Below are 21,319 nucleotides of genomic sequence, written 5' to 3'. Positions count from 1 at the left end.
GTGTCCTTTCGTTTACCAACTATGGATAAAACGCTGTGAGCTAGGGTATGGATAAATGTGGCTAACAAGGCCATTTTTAACATTTTTTTGCGCTTGTTGCCAAAATTCGACATCGAGTAATTCAGGATGCATTTTCGTAAAAATCGCTTTATAACAAGGGTTTGGCATTACAAAGGTGCATAATTGCTCTGGGAATACATCTTGGGGTGCCACAGAGTAACTTTGTTCGTTAGTTAAGTAATCATCGTAGGTTTTTGGTTTAGGTAAGGCTCGAAAATTCATATCAGTAAGATATTGGACTTCATCGTAATCGTAAAAAATGATTCGCTTGTGATTACTGACCCCAAAATTTTTCAAAAGCATGTCGCCAGGGAAAATATTTACCGCAATCATCTCTTTCAACGCTTGCCCGTACTCGATAATGGCAGTACGTGCATCTTCTTCGTTGGCACTTTCTAGAAATAAGTTCAGCGGTGTCATTCTTCGCTCTATATAGAGGTGTTTTATAATCAACAAATCCCCCTCAATCACCATTGATGACCCTATTGTTGCCTTTAACTGTGTTAATAATGTAGCGTTAAAGCGTGCCAGTGGGAATACGACGTTAGAATACTCTATGGTGTCAGCCATCCGGCCGACTCGGTCATGGCTTTTAACTAATTGGTAGCGTTTTAGAACAGTGTCACGACCAAAAGGCTTACTCTCACCAAATTTGTCTTTAATTATTTTGAACACGTAGCCAAAAGAAGGTTGCGTGAATACCATCATCACCATTCCCGGTGTGCCTGGGGCGATAATAAAATCGTCGTTTGAGCGCTCTAGGTGCGTTAAAAATTCACGGTAAAACTCGGTTTTTCCTTGCTTGTGAAAACCAATCGCGTTGTACAGTTCAGCAAGGGTTTTATTCGGCATTAGCTGATTTAAAAAACGGACTAATGCAGAGGGCGCATGGGTTTCAACCATAAAATAAGCACGGGCAAAACCAAAAATAACCCGCATTTGTGATGATTTAGTGAGTAGGGCGTCTAAATATAAACCTTTATCTTCATGGTGAAGAACGGCAATAATAAAAGGCTGCACACCGCTTTGCGAAACAACACGGCCTACAATGTAGGCGGCTTTATTACGATAAAAGGGAGTTTGTAATATATCAAAACGCATTTGCCATGCACTGTGGTGTGTATCTGGCGCTTGTTTATAAAATGCTTTAACAAGTAAGCGAATATCGCGTTCTAAGTCATTAAAAGAGGCTTTAAAGTCAAATTGCTCAATAATTTTACGGATCGTGGGTTTTAAGCCATCAATAACAGGAAAATAACTACGATACTCTGCTTCAATTGGTAACGCAGGGGCATCAGCGAGTGTGGCTTTAACAAAAATGAAATTATTATTAAAATAACGACGATGAGATAATCGACAAAAAACAGAGTTGTAAAATGTTTCAGCTAATTCTGCCTGTGGGTGAAAAAGCAAGAACTGTTGATAGTGCTGCTTTGTTGCAAGCCATAGCGATTCATCAAGTTGTGTTGTTAGGTACTCGTCTTTGAGTTGTTGCGTTGTTTCATTTACTCGGTCATCGTAATAACTGATCCGCAAACGACTAATTTCGTGCATTTTAGACCAGTCTTTATGCGCAAAGGCAAGCGGGGCTTGTGCTGTAATTTTTTGAAATAATAAATAGTGCTTTTTAAAGCCTTTTAAAATGAATTCGGCAATCTCGTGCGCGCACATATGGCTACTCCTAGAATACGGTGTAGAGTATATGCTCTACTGATGTTAAGAGTATGCTAAATATTAGTAAAACCCAATAGCTTATTCATAACGTTTTAACTTTTTTTCTAATGCAGCCAGTTTTTTTTCTGTTGATTTTTTCTTTTTTGCGTAGGTTTTATCGATTCGTTTGATCTGCTTTTTAATGTCTTTTGCAGTGTGCTTTTTATCATCATCACTCATCAGGCGTGTTAGGCGTTCTTGCTGATTATATTCAGCGGTATCGCGTTTACGGCTTAAAATTGCAAGTGTATGTTTTACGCTGCGGATCTCGCTATGGAGGTTGCGTACTATTTGTTCGCGCTCAAGTGCATTGAGGGATTTAGTATGATCAATTTTGGATGAGTCTGCTACGTTAGCCGTTGTGACTTTATGCTGGGTTGCTTGTCCACTGCATGGGAATTGACTGAAGGTCGTTACTTTATCCGTGATGCATTTATAGTAATGAGTATCATTAGCTATTAGGCTTGATGTGAAAAGAACGATAAAGAAAATAAAAAAAATTGCGGGTGATTTCATTACTTTTAACCTTCCTTAGTCAGGTAATAATAAAAACTATAACCTAACTAGGGCAAATCGCAAATTAAATGCTCAAGCCCTAATAGACATCTATAAGGGCTGTTGTGTAGGCTAATGCGTAAATGTTCTTAGCTTTTTAATACTATGTACTAAAAATGGGATATCTAAACTTTGCTCAATTGAAAAGCCTTGTGCAGCAGATATATTTTTATAATTACCCTCAGAATCAATCAAAGTAATGCGATCTTTTTTGTACGCAATGAAGACACCTTGTGAATAATTAACACCGATATCATCTTTTTTACTATATAAATTAACGCCCAGCATGCTTTGTTTTGTAACATTAGGGCACTTTAAGTATTGGCCTACACTGGTAGCAATGAGATCGCTTGGTTGGATTAGGCCATCAGCTCGAGTGACTTTTTTATCTGAGCTATATAAAGTAGAGACACTAACAACACTATTGTTATCAGTCGCTAAACTAAAAGCGAAAATATGGGTGTTATTATCACGAACTGTGGTCTGTGCATCTGCATTTACGATACGGATTGCAGCACCATTTGTTTTAGCTCCATTTATATATGTGAAATCTTCAAATCCAGTGACCGAAAGGCTACGACGTTGTGTTTGCCACACAGGAAGATTCTGCTCGTCCATAAGTACTGCTTTATAATAAGCAGGCAGGCCATAAATTAGACTAAAAAGTGCATCTTGATGATCAACAGCTTGTAAAAACTGCTCTGTTTTATATAAGTCTGTATGCTGCTTAGCAAAATCATTTAGATTTGCTGTAGAGCTAAATACTAAGATATCAATGGTTGCGGGCGTAAAATTTTCGCATCGGGTTAGTGGTGAAGGGGCACTATAATTAATATTTTGCGATGTGAGTTTAACATTGTGTGCCTGCTTGTAGCTTTCAATATCTAATAAATCATTCTTTGCTAATAAACTTTTAGCCGTGGTTGGATAAGATAGCGGCAACACGTTGTCTTGCTTGGTGATATCAAATTTTAAATTAGCATCAGCCCAAATATGAATACTGTGGCTCATAGCAAAACATACTAATAAAAATGAGCTGGCGTATCGTGCGAACTTATACTGTTTTAAACGTGCTAAATGATGCCAAGTATAGTTACTTGCAAGTAATTGAAATGCAAAAATAAGTATGACAATCCCGCCAGCAAGTAAACTGGTTAACCCCGGGCTGCTGGTTAATCTATGCCATAATAAAGTCACAATTTCAGGCAATGCTGAACTACTTAAGTGATAACCTAAATTAAAATATACGTAAGCGTCAAGCGTAAGTAGTGATGCTCCGCAGGTTGCAAGAATGGCGGCCATTCCACGAATATGCCGAGGGTAGGGGAATATAAGGCTTAACGGAAAAATCGTCAGCACAAAGGCAATAAAGGTAATAAAGCTAGTGTGGCTAAGCCAAGTAACTAGCATATAAACATACCCGATTGCAGTTGTCGGTGGCGAGTCGGCAAATAAGTAACTTAAACTAATAAGCAAAACTAAACCAATATTAGCGAAGGTGAACCAATGGCCCCAACTTAATAATTGACTCGCTTTAGACGAAAACTGATTGTGCTGCGATAAATTCATAAAGTTTATTTAACCGATTGCGCAAGTGCTTTCGCAAAGTTATCCGCAACGGCTTGTCTTTTCCCTGTTGGTACATGCTCTTTTAAGATATGCGTGATAGAATTTCCTAAACACATAAGACTTAAATCAACCGGCGCATTGTGTTTAGTTAACACATCAATGAGTTGATCGACGATTTGTTCTACTTCATCATTAGAATATTTTGATAAGATTGGCATCAGTTGGTTCAATAAAAGAGTTATATTCTCATATTTTAACACCAGAGGCGTGAAAAACAAAGATGGCAATAGATGTTAAAAAGTTAGTCGTTCATTATGTAGACAAAAAAGACGACGATACGCAAATTCATTTGCGCAATGACGAAATGGCAGTGAATGAAAAAGTCGCTGTATTCATCGAGCAACTGCATCACGCATATAACGGTAAACCTGGTAAAGGTTATTGTGCATTTAGCGGAGATAAAAATAGTGTGGTTGCATCTGCAATGCAAAGTTATCGTAATGACGAACTTGGCTTTTGGCACATGACAGAGCAAGCAACTACTGTATTAAAAGAAGAATTAAATAAGTATGCGTTTAACGAAACCGGCTATTTAATTTTTTGTCATTACCAATACGTCGCAACGGATTATATGTTGATTGCGATGATCAACATTAAAGAGCACTATTCAATTACCTCTGAACTTGATTTAGCCTCATCACGTCATTTAGATATATCTCGCATGCAACTTGCTGCACGTATTGATTTAACTGCATGGGATACTCAAGCTGAAGATAATCGTTATATTTCGTTTATTAAAGGGCGAGCTGGGCGTAAAGTAGCCGACTTCTTTTTAGACTTTTTAGGCTGTGAAGAAGGCATTGATCCTAAGCAGCAAAGTCAAGTGATGCTCAGTGCAGTTGAAGATTACCTATCAGAGCAACAATTTGATAAGTCTGAAAAAGACGACTTGCGAAAACAAGTTTTCGATTATTGTAATGATTGTGTCACCACAGGTGAAGACGCGAATGTCAGCGAATTATCCGCAACCTTGACTAAAGGTGACGACAACCCGTTTGAAAGCTTTTGTAAAGAGCAAAGTTATGATTTAGAAGAGTCATTTCCAGTTGACAAGAAAACAGTGACAAGTATGGTTAAGTTTTCAGGTCTTGGTGGTGGTGTAAGCATTAGCTTTGAACGTAAGCATTTAGGTGAACGCGTTATGTATAACGACGCTACTGATACGTTGGTTATCAAAGGCATTCCGCCTAACTTAAAAGATCAGTTACAGCGCTTTATGGAAAATGAGAAAGAGTAAGCTTAAAACAGAGTTACAAATAAAGCCGCGAGATCTGACGCGGCTTTATTCTTTGTTTGAGTTGTACTTACTGTTAATTTTCTATGAACTTCACAGTAATATTACTTTTGTGTTTTGCACGTAATTTTTAACCCAATTACAGAACTTCTTGGCCTAAAGTCTGATTGAGCATGACAGGCAAAATTACGATGATTCCACCTCCAGTTGCCTTTTCCATAGCGAAGCGTGTTTTCAGTCTGATCTTCTAGTCCCATTTCCATCATTCGTTTATTGATATCAGAAAAAGTGGCGTTGAAAAAACCATTGTTGTCAGGCGTAGATGAAAAATTTCTTGCGTACATTTTCCCTTGATAAACAATTTCACCCATGCCATTTATAAATCTTGCACTCACATTATGGATAGGAACATTTGAATATTGATATTTACTGGGGGCTAAAAAAGAGTACTCGTAATTAAAACTACCTTGCGGGATGATATATTGCTGCTCAATTAAATCTAAATTCAAAAGTACTAATTGGTTCAAGCCAATATAATTCAAAGCATCTTTGACAGTATTAATCTCTTTAGGGATCTCGTTAACTATTGGGCTTTGAGAAGCACTTTCATTTTTTTGGGCAACGGTTGATGCACTTTTCTTACAAGGAATGTCGGTATATGACACATTCCCTTGTTCATCTTCGCACATATACACTTTTGCTTGTGTGACAAAGCTTGATAAAAGTAGCATAGTGAGTATAAGTTTGGTCATATCATTCCTTGGTTTTTATAATGAATTTATTTTTTCTTGCGTGAGTTCCATATAACGTAAATGGACCTGTATTTCACAGTTGTTTTCAGCAATTTGGTCCATTGTATTTTCAATGGCATATTTTATCGAGTTACTTTTATTTTTATTATAATGAGCTTGTTGTTTTTCAAGATGAGCGTTTAACCTCTCGTTCTCTTTTTTTAATCTATCCTTACTATTTTCGTGCGTCTTTAAAACATTCATCGCATTTTTTTTTGTAGTGTACTGTTTATTCATCGTATAGGAAGAACTACCTTGATAATAATTACCATGATATGAGATAGACTTATTGCAACTGAGTATTGTGCCCGAGCCTTTTATGGGAACTTCAGCACCGGGGGTATACTCTTCATGTTCTTCTTCAGAGCCATGAGATTGGTTTTCATTTTTATTCTTTGCTTTTGGAGTGGGGGTTGACTCAATACCCTCGACTACTTCCGCACTTTGACTCGTAGGAACATCAGAAAAATGACGAACACCATTCTTATCGACCCAGCTGTAAACTTGTTGTGCACAAACGGACACTGAAAATAATACAGAACCAATAAGCAACTTAAATTTTATCAGGTTATTACGCATAAAACCTCCTTGTGAATTGACTCGAATGAGTATTTTATTATAGTGATGTATTAGGCTAGAAAACCCATTATTCTGTCAAGGGGAAATTATTAATATGAAAGGGATTATTTATTTTTTACTGGCTATATTTGTGTTGTTGGTTTGTTATAACAAATTGGTTGAAAGAAAAGTAGTCGTTGATTATCACAAAATGAGTGAACAAATGCACAATGAAGCAAAACTTAAGCAGCAAATGGTTGCTCAAGATATCCAGCGTCAAATGCAATCTAGGGGAGGGCAAATTGATAAACATATCTTACTTCATAATATCGATCCAACGATTCCAAAGGTTGGAGAGTTAGAACAGCGATGCAAGGAGTTAACATTGAAATCTGATATGTCTCAATCTATTTATGATAAAAATATAGCAGAACTCGAATGTGAAAAATATGAGGCGTACAAATTAGCGAGTGAAAGTTAATTATCTAATTTGAGCGTGTGTTGAGATACTTATTAACGTATTGATTTAATTATATTACTATTGTTTAAGCTCTCCAGCAGAGTATCTCCAGCAAACACAAAGTGAATTTACGCGACAATATTTTTATAATTTCATTATGAGTTAATGATGAACTTAATATAATTTGTAATATAAAAGCCGCTAATAAGCGGCTTTGGTTCTGTTTACTTATACTCAAGCCAGCTTAAGATGCGAGCGTCGTTGGAGCTAAAAGCGATTTAGGCAAGGCATTGATTGCAAATAATGGCTGCTCCCTTGTTAAAATCAATAACGCAGTATAAATCGCTTTTAAACCAACCTTCTGGGCGTGTCACAGACGCTTACTCTCAACGTTGTTACTTCTTAAAAGGGACGACCATTATTGCAAAGTAACGCCTTGATATTGAGCCCCTGTGGAACGCTGAATTCTGCATCTTGATATATAGGACCTATTATGAACCACCAGTGGTTCCAGTTACAGGTTGCTCTGTGACTGGGCAAGCACGTTCAATGTCTAAAGTCACAGCGGTTGTACTTGCTGTAACATCTTTCGTTAACCAAGTATTTGCTTCGGGATCTTTATACTTCATTGTATAAGCTTCACCAGCGTCAAGCGACACTTCAAACATGCCATTAGGATAAAGTGTTTGTAAGAATTGATTACCTTTGAATAACTGAACAACAGTGGGGGTTGGTACGGGCTCAGCAGCTACATCAGCATCCTCATCGGCCGTACATACCAATTGTGCAGTTACTTTTTGAGTTATTTGGGCTGCAGGTTGAGTTGTTAATTTAATTGTTTTACCGTTTAAATCACATAAATTATCAAATTCAAGCTTAGTTACTATACCATCATCGTTAGCTTCGCCAACGATACCATCAATGATGTTTGAGCGAGTCATTACACCATCAACGGTTACATCACCAATCATTTGTAGGTCTACAGCAAAAGCCGGTGGGTTTAAAAAGGTGCCTTTCGACAAATCACGACGGTTAAAAGCTCCTATTTTTTGGCGATAGCCATTTGCATCTACAAGGACATCAGCGTATTGAGTCGCTGGGTTTCCATCAGCATCAACAATGTTGAAGTCTAAGCGACGGCCAGGACATTTATCCGCAGAAATTGCACGAGTAAAGTAATCTAAGTTCCAATAAGATAAGTGACTTACCTCTACAGCAACATCAAATGTGGTTGTTGTATCGGCACGGTCACCTGATACAAGGCCATAACTTTCAAACGACCATTGGCCGGTTGTTTCTTCATAGCTCCATACTGGGAAAATGTGCTTAGGTTCAACCATTACTTTAGTTGCTTCGTTGAGAGTACAAACACCATCTTTGAAACCATTTACTTCTGCAAAAGCGGCGATATTTTCAATCTCTCCATCATAAACTACAGCACATGGGTTAGCTGTATTTTTATCAAGCTTCATGGCTACTTCGAGTGTAATAGGTTTGTTATCAGCATCATTACCAAACGTTTTAACTTTGTTACCAGCATCATCAGTTAATTCAATAGCTACAAATCCACCAGAAGTGAATGATCCAACTTCTGCATCGTCACCTTGTTCACCTGCTAAAGTAAGGTTTAAACCGCCAGGGAAAGCATCCAGAGATGAGGTCTCAATAGTTTCATCTTCTGTATGACCCGTTGCTTCATTAGCGAAATAGCCCACAGTAAGCGATGGTGCAGATGCTAGGGCTGTACCCTCTTTATCGAGGAATTTAGTGCCATTTTTTAGAGAAACTGATACACCACCTACGGCTCTATCTTTTTGTGCATCAGATAGTTCCTGAGTCAGTGTGATTTTTTCAGCGCCAGTTAAAGTAAGGCCGTCATCAGCAGTATATGTAGCTTGAACGCCTTCGCCAGCTGTTTCAGCTAGCGTTTTTGTTGCAGCTACGATGGCAACGTTTTCGTTTGCAGCTAAGTTACGCGGTGTTAATCGTACTTGTTGAGCGGTAGATGTTGTCTGTGAGTCTAAAGTTAATGAAACTGTATTAGATAAGTAGCCAGTTGCTGTTACTGTGAATTCATAAGTAACACCTGTTTCTGGAATTTCGGAGACTGTGAAACCAAATGAACTAGCCGTTGATTTTTTATCTGCGTCTGTTAATTCATCGCCTGCTGTTGTTAATAGCTTATCTTCACTTTTGAAAGTGATTGTAGCTTCAATTGTATCAGCAAGTGCGGAATTGACAGCGTCAGTTACCAGTACTGTAAATGAACCCGCTTGCGCTTCAACGGCAATCGGTGGTGTTTGAACTTTTTGTGTTGGTGTTTTTATGTCATTATCACTAAAACAACCTGCCAAGCTTGCTGTTAGACCAAAAGCTATGGCGAGTTTTGTTAGTGCAAACTTTTGTACTTTCATAATTTTACTTTCCTTCGAAAATGATATTAACGTCAATTTATTGCTAATTACCTACAGAAATATTACATGTCTGTACTTTATTAGTGTGTAAAAACTAACTGATATATTGAGCTTTTCGATAGTAGTTAATGTACTTGTTAATGAGTAGCGGGAGTTTGTAATCTTTTATTAACGTGAATGTTTGTTTAGATGCTTATTTGATGTAATTAAATAGCAAAAACCGCATTAACTCTATGAGTTAACGCGGTTTTTAGTGTGCTTTAAGCTAAACTAGATATGTTAATTAACACTCAATGTTTTAGTCATTGCAGCACTAGCACGACCAGCTGGCTTTAATGAACCGGCACGCAAGCCACTATCTGGAATCGCTTCACGCTTATCATGTGCCATTGCCTTAGGCGTATGAACAACATCGCTATCAGCGACTGGTGTAGGTTGTGCCATTGGCGCACTTGCTTTTCCAGTTGTGATCACTGTTTTAGTGTTAGAAACAGTTTGTGTTGGTGCTTTTTCAACTACTGGAGTAGGCTCAGTAACAACAGGTGTTTCTTCAACTACTACAGGAGTAGGCTCAGTAACAACAGGTGTTTCTTCAACTACAGCAGGAGTAGGCTCAGTAACAACAGGTGTTTCTTCAACTACAGCAGGAGTAGGCTCAGTAACAACAGGTGTTTCTTCAACTACTGCAGGAGCAGGCTCAGTAACAACTGGTGTTTCTTCAACTACTGCAGGAGTCGGCTCAGTAACCACAGATGTTTCTTCAACTACTGCAGGAGTAGGCTCAGTAACCACAGATGTTTCTTCAACTACAGCAGGAGTTGGCTCAGCAACCACAGGTGTTTCTTCAACTACTGCAGGAGTCGGCTCAGTAACTACAGGTGTTTCTTCAACCACTTCAGGAGTCGGCTCAGTAACCACAGGTGTTTCTTCAACTACTGCAGGAGTAGACTCAGCAACCACAGGTGTTTCTTCAACTACAGCAGAAGTAGACTCAGCAACCACAGGTGTTTCATCAACAACTTCAGGAGTAGGCTCTGCGACAACAGGTGCTGCTTTAACTACTTCAGGAGCAGATTCATTCGCTTCAGTAATCGCATTTTCTTTTGCTTTTAACTCCGCTTCATATTCGGCTGCGGCTTGATCTGCAACTGGAATAAACGCTGGCGGTTGTGTATTTTGTGTTTGAGTAGCTTCTTCACCTTCAGGACGACGACGACGTTGGCCTGCGGCACGTAAATGGCGAGGTGAGCGGCGTGAACGTGTACGTGTTTGGCCTTGCTCTTCATCTGCAGAGGCAGCATCTTGTTCATTCACAACTACCTGTTCAATGTCTTGTGCAGGTGTTTCAACAATCGGTGCTTTTTCTACAACAACGTCTTCAGTTTTTGTCGGGGTCTGAGTCGGTTTTTCATCAGCAACAGCTTGCTGTTGATCATCAGTTGCAACAACTTGGCTATCTTCAGCTTGTAAGCGTACCTTTTTACGTATGTTACGACGTTGACGGCGAACTTTTGGTTTTTGTTCAGTAGTTTCAACTGTAACATCTTTTACTTCAGGTGTAGTTGCTGCTGCAACTGCCACTTCTTTTTTATCGTCATTACGAGTTTCATTACGTTTACGCGAGTTAGGATTGCGACGACGTTTATTACGATTATCGTTTCTTTCCTGCTGCTCAGTACTTGTTGATGCATTATCGTTTTTAACAACAACAGCTTCTTCTGTTGAACGCTCATTAACCGGCTTATTACGTGAGTTGTTGTTACGACGACGTTGATTGTTTCGACGACGAGTATCACCATCATTGTTACGATTGCGGTTATTGCGGTTACTCTGTGCAGTTTGCTGTTCTTGTTTCTTTGTTTCTTCTTTCTTCTCAGATGAATCAGCGAATAACGATTTGAACCAGTTGCTAATAGTTGTCAGCAAGCTAACTTGCTCTGCAGCTGGCTGACTGGCTGTTTGCGTTGGAGCTGGCTTTTCAACAGCTTGCGGGGCCGGTGTCGAAGGCATTACCACACCTTTTAAAACTGGCTCCTCACGTACTACCGCTGTTGGTGTTTTTGATGTTTCAAATACTTCTTGCTCAGGAGCAATCACTTGCTCATAGCTTACAGTCTCGATGGTTTCGTCTTTACGTAAGCGCATAACTTCGTAATGAGGCGTTTCCATGTGTTGATTAGGAATAATCACAACATCGCAATTATGACGTTTTTCAATGCGATGTACGCTACGACGTTGCTCATTTAACAAATAAGCGGCAACAGCAACAGGCACTTGTGCGTTAACTTGTGACGTATTGTCTTTAATCGCTTCTTCTTCGATTAAACGTAGGATTGATAATGCAATCGACTCGTTTGAACGAATAGTACCTTGGCCACTACAGCGTGGGCATGGACCTTGGCTTGCTTCACCTAATGAAGGGCGCAAGCGCTGACGCGACATTTCTAGTAAGCCAAAACGTGAGATCTTACCAATTTGTACACGGGCACGATCTGGACGTACAGCATCTTTTAAGCGGTTTTCTACTTCACGTTGATGACGTGGTGGTGTCATGTCGATGAAATCGATAACGATTAAGCCACCTAAGTCACGTAAACGCAATTGGCGAGCAATTTCGTCAGCAGCTTCTAAGTTGGTGTTAAGCGCTGTTTCTTCGATATCACCGCCTTTAGTGGCTTTTGATGAATTGATATCGATAGAGGTAAGTGCTTCAGTTGGATCAATTACAATTGAACCGCCAGAAGGCAGGCGAACTTCACGTTGAAATGCTGACTCAATTTGGCTTTCGATTTGATAATGAGTAAACAGTGGGACTTCACCTTGATAAAGTTTTACACGGCTCATGAAGTCAGGGCGAAAACGCTCTATATGCGCTTTTGCTTCTTCAAATACTCGGGCTTTATCAATCAGTATTTCACCGATATCACGACGTAAGTAATCGCGAATAGCACGGAAAATCACGTTGCTTTCTTGATGAATTAGGAACGGAGCTTTACCGCCATCAGACGCTTGTTGAATCGCATCCCAATGTACTAATAGCGCTTTTAAGTCGTAGTTAAGCTCTTCAAATGATTTGCCAACACCTGCAGTACGCACGATTAAACCCATACCTTTAGGCAGTTCTAAACGGCTTAATGCTTCTTTAAGTTCTGTACGCTCATCACCTTCGATACGACGAGAAATACCGCCAGCACGTGGGTTGTTTGGCATAAGCACTAAATAGCTACCAGCAACACTAATAAACGTAGTAAGAGCTGCGCCTTTTTGTCCGCGCTCTTCTTTATCTACTTGAACAATGACTTCTTGACCTTCTTTGATCACGTCACGTATGTTCGGACGACCGTGAAAGGTATAACCTGTCGGGAAGTAAGTGCGAGCAATTTCTTTTAAAGGGAGGAATCCGTGACGATCAGCGCCATACTCAACAAAAGCGGCTTCTAGTGACGGTTCTATACGTGTGATTTTGCCTTTATAAATATTGGCTTTTTTTTGTTCGTGACCCGGGCTTTCGATATCTAAATCATACAGGCGCTGGCCATCAACCAGTGCTACGCGCATTTCTTCTTGCTGCGTCGCATTGATTAGCATACGTTTCATATTGTTACTCTACTGTGTTATGTCTCTGACATGACGAAACTTTTCGCCTGTTCAGTTGCTCCCATCGCTTCTTTTTATACAATCTCACGACTGGATCTGTGGGGGAGCTTTGCTCTGTATCCGTTTAAGTATCTTTATGGTGCTGGCTGACAATAACGTGTTGTCACGTTATTAGATTCTAAATAGGGGGAAAACAAATGACTGTTTTTACAGTTATCTATTTGAGTTCTGCCCAGAGTCGACCATGTATTAAATTAACTTGTACGATTTACAATGCATCTGCTGAACGGCGTATCGTACGCCGTCACGATCAGACAAATTATTTGTTCATTGCTTTTTTTATCAACATTAAAAAACACATCGTGGTCAAACTTAACTAGCGATATATTACGCGCATCGGAGTTAATTGAACGCACGTGCAAACTAGGTATGTATAAAAGCTTTGGAAAACTTAACTCGGATCTGTATGATCAATTACCCAGAATGTGCATCACGAATGTATTAATGTGTTAAAAAGCACCGTTGTTATGTGCAAATTTATATTTGCGCTAGCGATTATCCCATTATTATAACCGTGTTAGCAACTAAATTATTTTTACTTAAATCAGTGATTAGGCAATGTCAGAAAAAACCGGCTTACAAGTATCTTTCGTCACGATTACCGAAGACCATTTAGGTCAACGGATTGATAACTTTCTTATTACCCACTTAAAAGGGGTGCCTAAAAGCGCTGTTTACCGAATCCTTCGAAAAGGTGAGGTGCGTGTGAACAAAAAACGTATCAAACCTGTTTACAAACTTCAACTTGACGATATTGTGCGTATCCCGCCAATTAAAATCGCTGAGCGTGAAGAGTTTGTGCCAAAAAATTTAGATGTAGTAACTAAGCTTGAAGACGCTATTTTATTTGAAGACAAGTATCTTATTGTAATTAATAAACCTTCAGGCATGGCTGTGCACGGTGGCAGCGGTTTAAGTTATGGGCTTATTGAAGCGTTGCGTGTTCTACGCCCTGAAGAGCGAAGCTTAGAGCTTGTGCATCGGTTAGATCGGGATACATCAGGTTGCTTATTGATTTCTAAACGTCGCTCTGTCCTGACCAGTCTTCATGAACAGTTACGTGAAAAAACCATGGAAAAAAACTATTGGGCATTGGTTGATGGGCAATGGGATTCAAAAGATAAAAACGTTACCGAAGGGCTGTTGAAGAACACCTTGCAATCGGGTGAGCGTGTTGTTCGTGTTAATAACACCGAAGGTAAGCCATCTCATACACGCTTTAAAGTATTAGAACGTTTTGATGAATGCTCACTGGTGCAGGCATCACCCGTTACTGGTCGTACGCACCAAATTCGTGTTCACACTCAGTGCCGTGGGCATGCTATTGCTTGCGATGACAAATACGGTAACCAAGCATTTGATGCAGCGATGCGTAAAATTGGTTTAGGGCGGTTATTTTTGCATGCACATGACTTGAGTTTTTATCACCCTAAAAACGAAACCACCATGCGTGTTGAAGCACCACTTGATAAAGCACTTGTTAATTGTATTAAAACATTACGTGCAGCCAAATCGTGAAATCCTATAAATTAGTGATATTTGATTGGGATGGCACAGTGATGGATTCAGTGACAAAAATAGTAAACTGCATGCATCAATCTGCGATATTATGTGGCTTAGTTGCTCCGAGTGACGAAGCAACCGCCAATATTATAGGCTTATCACTTGAACAGGCTGTGGCTACTTTATTTCCTAACGATGCAGATTTATATGCTGACTTGATCGCAGGCTATAAACATCAATATAAATATGTAGATGTAACGCCAACCCCTTTATTCGAAGGTGTTGAGCAAACTTTAGCTGCATTAAAAAATAGTGGTGTGTTGTTAGCTGTTGCAACCGGGAAAAGCCGTGCTGGGCTTGAGCGTTTACTCGATGAAACAAAGCTTAGGAATTATTTTGTTGCAACGCGCACCAGCGATGATGCATTGTCAAAACCAGCGCCTGATATGCTATTACAATTACTTGATGAGCTCAATATGAGTGCTCTTGATGCGTTAATGGTTGGTGACACTAAAATCGACATGGCCATGGCGAAAGCAGCCAATATTGACCGCCTAGGTGTGACGATGGGCGTACACAACGCCCAACAGCTGCAAGAGTTTGCGCCAATTGCTACGGTTGATTCGTATCAGCAATTAGGTGCGCTCTTACTTGATCGTTAGGCTTGATTACTTAATACATCAACCCCAAACTCAGTCAATAATTGGCTGAGTTTGATCAATGGTAACCCAATCAAACTGTTTGGATCATCGCCATTGAGTTTCTCAAATAAACAAATACCTAAGCCTTCACTTTTAAAGCTGCCAGCACAATTGTAAGGTTGTTCAGCATCGCAATAAGCGCTTATTTGCTCATGCGAAAGGCTTTTGAACGTGACATCAAAGGGTTCGACGCGTGTTTTTGTTGTGTTTGAAAGAATGTCGTATACGCACAAGCCAGTTAAAAAAGTGACTGTATTACCGCTAAATAGGCTCAGTTGCTTTATTGCGTTTTCTTTATTGTGGGGTTTACCCAAAATTTGCTGGTCAAATATTGCAACTTGATCAGAACCAATGACTAAACCCGCTTTAAAAAGGCCTGTTGCAGCGCGGGCTTTGAGCTCACTTAATCGAGAAACAAGCGCAATCGGTGTTTCGTTTACGTGAGGGGTTTCGTCAACATCAGGTGAAAAAGTATCAAATGGTAGATTAAATTTTTGCAATAAAGACTGACGAAAGGGTGAACTTGAGGCTAAAATGAGAGGGTGCTTCATGGATTGTTTTCCTAATGAAAATCAGATTGAGTTAGGATAAATCAGATCCGTAAGTAAAACAAAGAAATGAATCACGAAAAACCAGTTAAAAATGGTTTTTTACTTTGACTAACCAAGTAACTATCTATATGATGCAGCCCCTATGCAAAAGGTGAAAATTCCCATCACTCTTCATCCAGGCAAAGCAGCTCAACACCGTTTAAAGTATGACGGCATTGTACCGCTTGAAAAACTTACCCGTTTACGGGAAGTTGTGCAGGAAGAAGTAGGTGAAATAGCGGTAAAAATTCATTGCAAAAACGACGATCAAGGTTTCGCTGTGATTAGAGGCAATTTGTCCACACACGTTACTGTCACTTGTCAACGTTGTAATGGTAATTTAGGGTTGGATTTGGTTCAAGACTTTGTTTATTCCCCAATTGGAGAGGATACAGAGTCAGATATTTTTCCAGAAGACTACGATGAAGTAGCGCTTGATGAAAATGGTGAAATTAACGTTTTTGAGTTAATCGAAGACGAACTAATTTTAGCAGTTCCATTAGTTGCTACCCACAACGAAGCTTCATGCAGTTATTCAGCAAAGCCTGCCAGCTTTGGTGTTTTAAAGGCGGAAGATGATAAACCTAATCCATTTGATATTTTGAAACAACTTAAGAAAGATTCTTAGGAGAAGACTATGGCTGTACAAAAAAGCAAAAAGTCTCGTGCAAGACGCGGCATGCGCCGTTCACACGATGCGATCAGTGGTCCAACTTTAACTGTAGACCAAACATCTGGTGAGACTCATCGTCGTCACCATGTGACTGCAGATGGTTACTACAAAGGCGTTCAAGTAATTTCTAAATAAGAGATTGCTTTTATGCTGACCAATCTAACCATTGCGTTAGATATGATGGGGGGCGATTATGGCCCCCGTTCATCTATCCCCGCAGCCGTTAACGCGGTAAATGCCAATGCCAACTTAAGTTTAATCTTATGTGGTAACGAACAAGTAATATCTAAAGAACTCGAATCGCTTGATTCTCTTTCCCATCCTCGTTTAATTATTCGTCATTGCACTGAAGTTGTCACCAATAGCTGTGAACCGTCTTCTGCTGTGCGAGCAAAAAAAGATTCCTCAATGCGCGTTGCCCTTGATTTAGTTAAATCAGGTGAAGCACAGGCGTGTGTGAGTGCCGGAAACACCGGTGCACTATTATTCATGGCTCACTATGTACTGAAAATGCTTCCAGGTGTAAAGCGCCCAGCATTAATTTCAGCAGTACCAACGGAGCGTAAAAACCCTGTTTACTTACTTGATTTAGGCGCCAATGTGCATTGTGATGCGCAAACCTTGTATCAGTTTGGCATTATGGGGTCGGTGGTCGCAGGGCAAGCGCTTGGTTGTGATAATCCTAAAGTCAGTTTATTAAATATTGGCTCTGAAGCGATTAAAGGCCATGAAGATATTAAGCAAGCTGCAGAGCTTATGCAGCAATGTAAGTATATAAATTATACCGGTTATAGCGAAGGCAGTGATATATTTACTGGTAAATCAGACGTTATAGTTTGCGAAGGTTTTGTGGGCAATGTCGCTTTAAAAACGTGCGAAGGGATTGCAAAACTCATTATGTTTAAGCTTACTAAAGCACTGCGCAAGCACTTTTTCTATAAATGCTTAGCCTTTTTGCTACGCCCAGTAATAAAAAAACTCTATAAAAGGGTGAACCCCGACCAGTATAACGGCGCTTCTCTGGTAGGATTGCGCGGTATTGTCGTAAAAAGCCATGGAAATGCCTCCGCTAAAGCATTTCATGCTGCTATCGACGAAGCTGCTAAAGAAGTTGAGCGTCAACTTCCTGAAAAAATTGCAGCTATTTTCGAGCAAACACATTCAACTAAAAAGTAGCGACTGACGAGTAGATGTTGTTGTCAGGCGTTTACTTAAACAATTATTTATTTGTTTAATTTAAAGAGCAAAGTATGGCACAAAAAATTGCACTTGTTTTTCCAGGTCAAGGCTCACAATCAGTGGGTATGTTAAGTGAACTTTTAGAGCAATCGGATATAGTAAAAGCAACGTTTGCAGAAGCATCACACGCACTAGGTTATGATTTGGCTGCATTAGTACTTAATGGACCAGAACAAGAACTAAATCAAACCCATCGTACTCAACCTGCACTATTAACAGCCTCAGTGGCTATTTACCGTCAATGGTTATCAGCAAATTCAGATGCAGAAGTAACAATGGCTGGTCACAGCTTAGGTGAATATTCAGCATTGGTGTGTGCCGATGTATTAAGTTTAGGGGAAGCTGTAAAGCTCGTTGAAAACCGTGGTTTATACATGCAAGAAGCTGTGCCTGCAGGCGTCGGCTCTATGGCTGCAATTATTGGTTTAGGTGATGATGAAATCCAAACTGCGTGCGAAGCATCTGCACAAGGTGAGGTTGTATCGCCAGTAAATTATAATTCACCAGGTCAAGTTGTGATTGCAGGCCATAAAGCCGCAGTTGATAGAGCGTCACAGGCGTGTAAAGAAGCCGGTGCCAAACGTGCATTGCCTTTATCTGTAAGCGTGCCATCACATTGTGAACTTATGAAGCCTGCAGCAGAAAAATTAGCGACGGATTTAGCGGCTTTAACATTTAATACACCTAAGTGTGATGTAATTAATAACGTTGATGTAACCGCTGCAAGCGCAGCAGATGCGATTAAAGACGCATTGGTGCGTCAATTATACAGCCCAGTACGTTGGACTGAGACAGTACAAGCGTTAGTAGCGCAAGGTATTACCCAAAGTTACGAATTTGGTCCTGGTAAAGTATTAACAGGCCTTGCAAAGCGTATTGATAAAGCAATGGTATGTGGTTCGGTTAATAGCCAATCAGCCATTGACGAAGCAAAATAAGAGTAGGATAACAATGGCAAATTTATTTTCACTAGAGGGCAAAGTTGTCCTAGTTACTGGCGCAAGTCGTGGTATCGGTAAAGCAATAGCAACGACTTTAATTGCGCAAGGTGCTAAAGTAGCGGGTACTGCAACGAGTGAGTCGGGCGCTGCAAATATAAGCGAGTACTTAGGCGATAACGGTAAAGGTTATGCATTAAACGTAACTGATCCTGCATCGATTGAGGCGACACTTGCTGCGATAAAAGCGGATTTGGGTGATATTGATGTATTAGTTAATAATGCCGGTATTACTCGCGATAATTTGCTTATGCGCATGAAAGAGTCAGAGTGGGACGATATCATTGATACTAATCTAAGCTCTATCTTTCGCTTGTCAAAAGCGGTATTACGTCCGATGATGAAGAAAAAGAATGGTCGTATTATTAACATCGGCTCGGTAGTAGGTACGATGGGTAATGCAGGGCAAGCTAATTATGCCGCAGCAAAAGCGGGTGTAATTGGTTTTTCTAAGTCATTAGCGCGTGAAGTGGCCTCTCGTGGTATTACAGTTAACGTTGTTGCACCTGGTTTTATTCAAACTGATATGACAGACGAGCTTACAGATGAACAAAAAGCAGCTACGCTTGCTAATGTTCCAGCTGGACGATTAGGTCAACCAGATGAGATTGCAGCCGCAGTCTGTTATTTAGCATCTGATGCAGCTGCTTATGTTTCAGGCGAAACTTTGCATGTAAATGGTGCCATGTACATGGTATAAGGAACTTTGTTCCTATTTAGTTTTTGGTGAGTTTGTCGAAAAATGTTGAATTTTTTGTGAACTTGCTTTAAACATACTTGAATTCGTTGTGAAAATAAGCGATAAAAGAGCCAAATAACCTTCAAGAGGTTTGACCAGATAAATAATTATCAGCAAATCCTTGAATCACAGAATTATGCGCCGTAAACTACGCCGCAATCTGAAAATAACGCATTGGCGTTTTTAATAAAGGAAAGAAGAATGAGCGACATCCAAGAACGCGTAAAGAAAATCATCATTGAGCAACTAGGTGTTAAAGAAGAAGAAGTAAAGCACGAAGCTTCTTTCGTTGATGACTTAGGCGCAGATTCACTTGATACTGTTGAATTAGTAATGGCTCTTGAAGAAGAGTTTGACACTGAGATCCCAGACGAAGAAGCTGAAAAGATCACTACAGTACAATCTGCAATCGATTACGTTACAGCTCACGCTGAGTAATCAATCGCAAATTAAGGGTAGCATTCGCTACCCTTAATCTATTACACCCACCAGAAAAATAATAATTCCCATATTGGAGGCAAACCGTGGCTAAACGTCGAGTAGTCGTAACTGGCTTAGGAATGTTGACACCGCTAGGTAACGATGTTGAGTCAACGTGGCAAAACTTGTTAAACGGCAAAAGTGGTATTCAAACTATTACGCATTTTGATACTTCAAGTTTTGGCACCAAATTCGCAGGTTTGCTGAATAATTTTGATGCATCGGCTTACATGCCAAAGAAAGATGCTAAAAAAATGGATTTATTCATTCAGTACGGCATAGCGGCAGGTGTACAAGCAATACAAGATTCTGGCCTTGTGATCACAGAGCAGAACGCACCGCGCGTTGGTGTTGCTGTTGGTTCAGGCATTGGTGGTTTAACGCTGATTGAAGAGAACCACATAAAATTATTAAACAGTGGCCCACGTAAGCTTTCTCCTTTTTACGTACCATCGACCATCATCAATATGATCTCAGGTCATTTATCGATTATGCACGGTCTACGTGGTCCAAATATTTCAATTGTTACTGCCTGTACAACGGGTTTGCATAACATCGGTCACGCGGCGCGTATGATTGCCTACGGCGATGCAGATGCCATGGTAGCCGGTGGCGCTGAGAAGGCGTCAACACCAATTGGTATGGGTGGCTTTAATGCTGCACGCGCTTTATCTACCCGTAACGACGATCCGCAAGCGGCATCGCGCCCGTGGGATAAAGATCGTGATGGTTTTGTACTTTCCGATGGCGCAGGTGTGATCGTACTTGAAGAGTACGAACATGCAAAAGCGCGTGGTGCTAAAATCTACTCAGAGTTAGTTGGTTTTGGTATGAGCGGCGATGCATTCCATATGACATCACCACCAGAAGACGGTGCAGGTGCAGCTCTTGCGATGGAAAATGCGCTAAATGATGCGCAAATTAATGCTGACCAAGTGGGTTACATTAACGCACATGGCACATCGACTAATGCTGGCGACAAAGCTGAGACTTCAGCGGTTAAATCAATCTTCGGTAACGCAGCAAAAGATGTGATGGTGAGTTCATCTAAATCAATGATGGGCCATTTATTAGGTGCAGCAGGGTCTGTTGAGTCAATCATTACAATTTTGTCATTACAAGATCAAAAAGTAACACCAACAATTAACCTTGATAACCCTGATGAAGGATGTGATTTGGACTATGTTCCTCACACCGCTCGTGACGCGAAACTTGATTACGCGCTATGTAACTCATTTGGTTTTGGTGGTACTAATGGCTCGTTGCTATTTAAAAAGGTATAATCTTTTTTAACAACGATATCCAAGAAGAGCCCAGTTGTTACT

Annotated in this window: 20 protein-coding genes; 11 read left to right on the top strand and 9 right to left on the bottom strand. The window is 40.2% G+C overall.

The features are described from left to right. Positions 1–12 precede the first annotated feature (12 nt). From aceK to HJP15_RS15955, 4 genes are all read right to left on the bottom strand, one after another. Complete coding sequence (gene aceK, locus HJP15_RS15970) at positions 13–1,731, bottom strand: bifunctional isocitrate dehydrogenase kinase/phosphatase (RefSeq protein ID WP_170174126.1); 1,719 nt, start codon at positions 1,729–1,731, stop codon at positions 13–15. Positions 1,732–1,812: 81 nt separating this feature from the next. Continuing rightward, positions 1,813–2,289: a hypothetical protein gene (locus tag HJP15_RS15965; protein WP_054203546.1), complete on the bottom strand. Its 477-nt coding sequence runs from the start codon at positions 2,287–2,289 to the stop codon at positions 1,813–1,815. 111 nt (positions 2,290–2,400) lie between these two features. Then, a complete protein-coding gene (locus tag HJP15_RS15960) occupies positions 2,401–3,897 on the bottom strand; it encodes a DUF3413 domain-containing protein (RefSeq protein ID WP_170174125.1) in 1,497 nt (498 codons plus the stop codon). Between the two features lie 5 nt (positions 3,898–3,902). Next, positions 3,903–4,115 (bottom strand): YejL family protein, encoded by a 213-nt coding sequence (locus tag HJP15_RS15955; protein WP_016707302.1) that lies wholly within the window; start codon positions 4,113–4,115, stop codon positions 3,903–3,905. 62 nt (positions 4,116–4,177) lie between these two features. Between HJP15_RS15955 and yejK the strand changes: the two genes are divergently transcribed. Beyond that, on the top strand, positions 4,178–5,194 hold the full coding sequence (gene yejK / locus HJP15_RS15950) for a nucleoid-associated protein YejK (RefSeq protein ID WP_054203548.1): 1,017 nt from the start codon (positions 4,178–4,180) through the stop codon (positions 5,192–5,194). Between the two features lie 101 nt (positions 5,195–5,295). On the opposite strand, the gene HJP15_RS15945 is transcribed toward yejK, so the two are convergent. Both HJP15_RS15945 and HJP15_RS15940 read right to left on the bottom strand, forming a co-directional pair. Then, on the bottom strand, positions 5,296–5,943 hold the full coding sequence (locus tag HJP15_RS15945; protein WP_054203549.1) for a DUF4124 domain-containing protein: 648 nt from the start codon (positions 5,941–5,943) through the stop codon (positions 5,296–5,298). Positions 5,944–5,958: 15 nt separating this feature from the next. Beyond that, on the bottom strand, positions 5,959–6,561 hold the full coding sequence (locus tag HJP15_RS15940; protein WP_170174124.1) for a DUF4124 domain-containing protein: 603 nt from the start codon (positions 6,559–6,561) through the stop codon (positions 5,959–5,961). A gap of 94 nt (positions 6,562–6,655) precedes the next feature. Here HJP15_RS15940 and HJP15_RS15935 point away from each other — a divergent pair, with 94 nt between their 5' ends. Beyond that, a complete protein-coding gene (locus HJP15_RS15935; RefSeq protein ID WP_054453408.1) occupies positions 6,656–7,021 on the top strand; it encodes a hypothetical protein in 366 nt (121 codons plus the stop codon). Positions 7,022–7,491: 470 nt separating this feature from the next. On the opposite strand, the gene HJP15_RS15930 is transcribed toward HJP15_RS15935, so the two are convergent. Together HJP15_RS15930 and rne are read right to left on the bottom strand one after the other, a co-directional pair. Then, positions 7,492–9,414: a hypothetical protein gene (locus HJP15_RS15930; protein ID WP_170174123.1), complete on the bottom strand. Its 1,923-nt coding sequence runs from the start codon at positions 9,412–9,414 to the stop codon at positions 7,492–7,494. Positions 9,415–9,693: 279 nt separating this feature from the next. Then, positions 9,694–13,011, bottom strand: a complete 3,318-nt coding sequence (gene rne, locus HJP15_RS15925) for a ribonuclease E (protein ID WP_170174122.1) — start codon at positions 13,009–13,011, stop codon at positions 9,694–9,696. A gap of 618 nt (positions 13,012–13,629) precedes the next feature. Between rne and rluC the strand changes: the two genes are divergently transcribed. Together rluC and HJP15_RS15915 are read left to right on the top strand one after the other, a co-directional pair. After that, positions 13,630–14,589, top strand: coding sequence for a 23S rRNA pseudouridine(955/2504/2580) synthase RluC (rluC, locus tag HJP15_RS15920; protein WP_054203554.1), 960 nt, complete (start codon positions 13,630–13,632; stop codon positions 14,587–14,589). Next, positions 14,586–15,236, top strand: a complete 651-nt coding sequence (locus HJP15_RS15915; RefSeq protein WP_054453414.1) for an HAD-IA family hydrolase — start codon at positions 14,586–14,588, stop codon at positions 15,234–15,236. The genes rluC and HJP15_RS15915 overlap by 4 nt, the downstream gene beginning before the upstream one ends. Here HJP15_RS15915 and HJP15_RS15910 read toward each other — a convergent pair. After that, positions 15,233–15,826 (bottom strand): Maf family protein, encoded by a 594-nt coding sequence (locus HJP15_RS15910; protein WP_054203556.1) that lies wholly within the window; start codon positions 15,824–15,826, stop codon positions 15,233–15,235. The two genes, HJP15_RS15915 and HJP15_RS15910, sit on opposite strands and share 4 nt — an antisense overlap. Before the next feature lie 142 nt (positions 15,827–15,968). On the opposite strand from HJP15_RS15910, the gene yceD reads away from it, so the two are divergent. From yceD to fabF, 7 genes are all read left to right on the top strand, one after another. Further along, positions 15,969–16,493: a 23S rRNA accumulation protein YceD gene (yceD, locus tag HJP15_RS15905; protein WP_054203557.1), complete on the top strand. Its 525-nt coding sequence runs from the start codon at positions 15,969–15,971 to the stop codon at positions 16,491–16,493. A 9-nt stretch (positions 16,494–16,502) separates the two neighbouring features. Further along, positions 16,503–16,673, top strand: a complete 171-nt coding sequence (gene rpmF / locus HJP15_RS15900; protein ID WP_002962381.1) for a 50S ribosomal protein L32 — start codon at positions 16,503–16,505, stop codon at positions 16,671–16,673. A 12-nt stretch (positions 16,674–16,685) separates the two neighbouring features. Continuing rightward, entirely contained in the window at positions 16,686–17,714 is a 1,029-nt protein-coding gene (gene plsX / locus HJP15_RS15895; RefSeq protein WP_054203558.1) for a phosphate acyltransferase PlsX, read from the top strand. A gap of 74 nt (positions 17,715–17,788) precedes the next feature. After that, on the top strand, positions 17,789–18,715 hold the full coding sequence (fabD, locus tag HJP15_RS15890) for an ACP S-malonyltransferase (protein WP_054203559.1): 927 nt from the start codon (positions 17,789–17,791) through the stop codon (positions 18,713–18,715). A 13-nt stretch (positions 18,716–18,728) separates the two neighbouring features. After that, on the top strand, positions 18,729–19,475 hold the full coding sequence (fabG, locus tag HJP15_RS15885; protein WP_054453416.1) for a 3-oxoacyl-ACP reductase FabG: 747 nt from the start codon (positions 18,729–18,731) through the stop codon (positions 19,473–19,475). Between the two features lie 240 nt (positions 19,476–19,715). After that, positions 19,716–19,952 (top strand): acyl carrier protein, encoded by a 237-nt coding sequence (gene acpP, locus HJP15_RS15880; protein WP_054203561.1) that lies wholly within the window; start codon positions 19,716–19,718, stop codon positions 19,950–19,952. 86 nt (positions 19,953–20,038) lie between these two features. Next, a complete protein-coding gene (gene fabF, locus HJP15_RS15875) occupies positions 20,039–21,277 on the top strand; it encodes a beta-ketoacyl-ACP synthase II (protein WP_054203562.1) in 1,239 nt (412 codons plus the stop codon). Positions 21,278–21,319: the final 42 nt, after the last annotated feature.

It is taken from the genome of Pseudoalteromonas sp. NEC-BIFX-2020_002, from assembly GCF_013002825.1.
In the GTDB taxonomy this organism is placed as follows: Bacteria; Pseudomonadota; Gammaproteobacteria; order Enterobacterales; family Alteromonadaceae; genus Pseudoalteromonas; species Pseudoalteromonas neustonica.
This window is presented reverse-complemented; position numbering and strand designations above follow the sequence as displayed.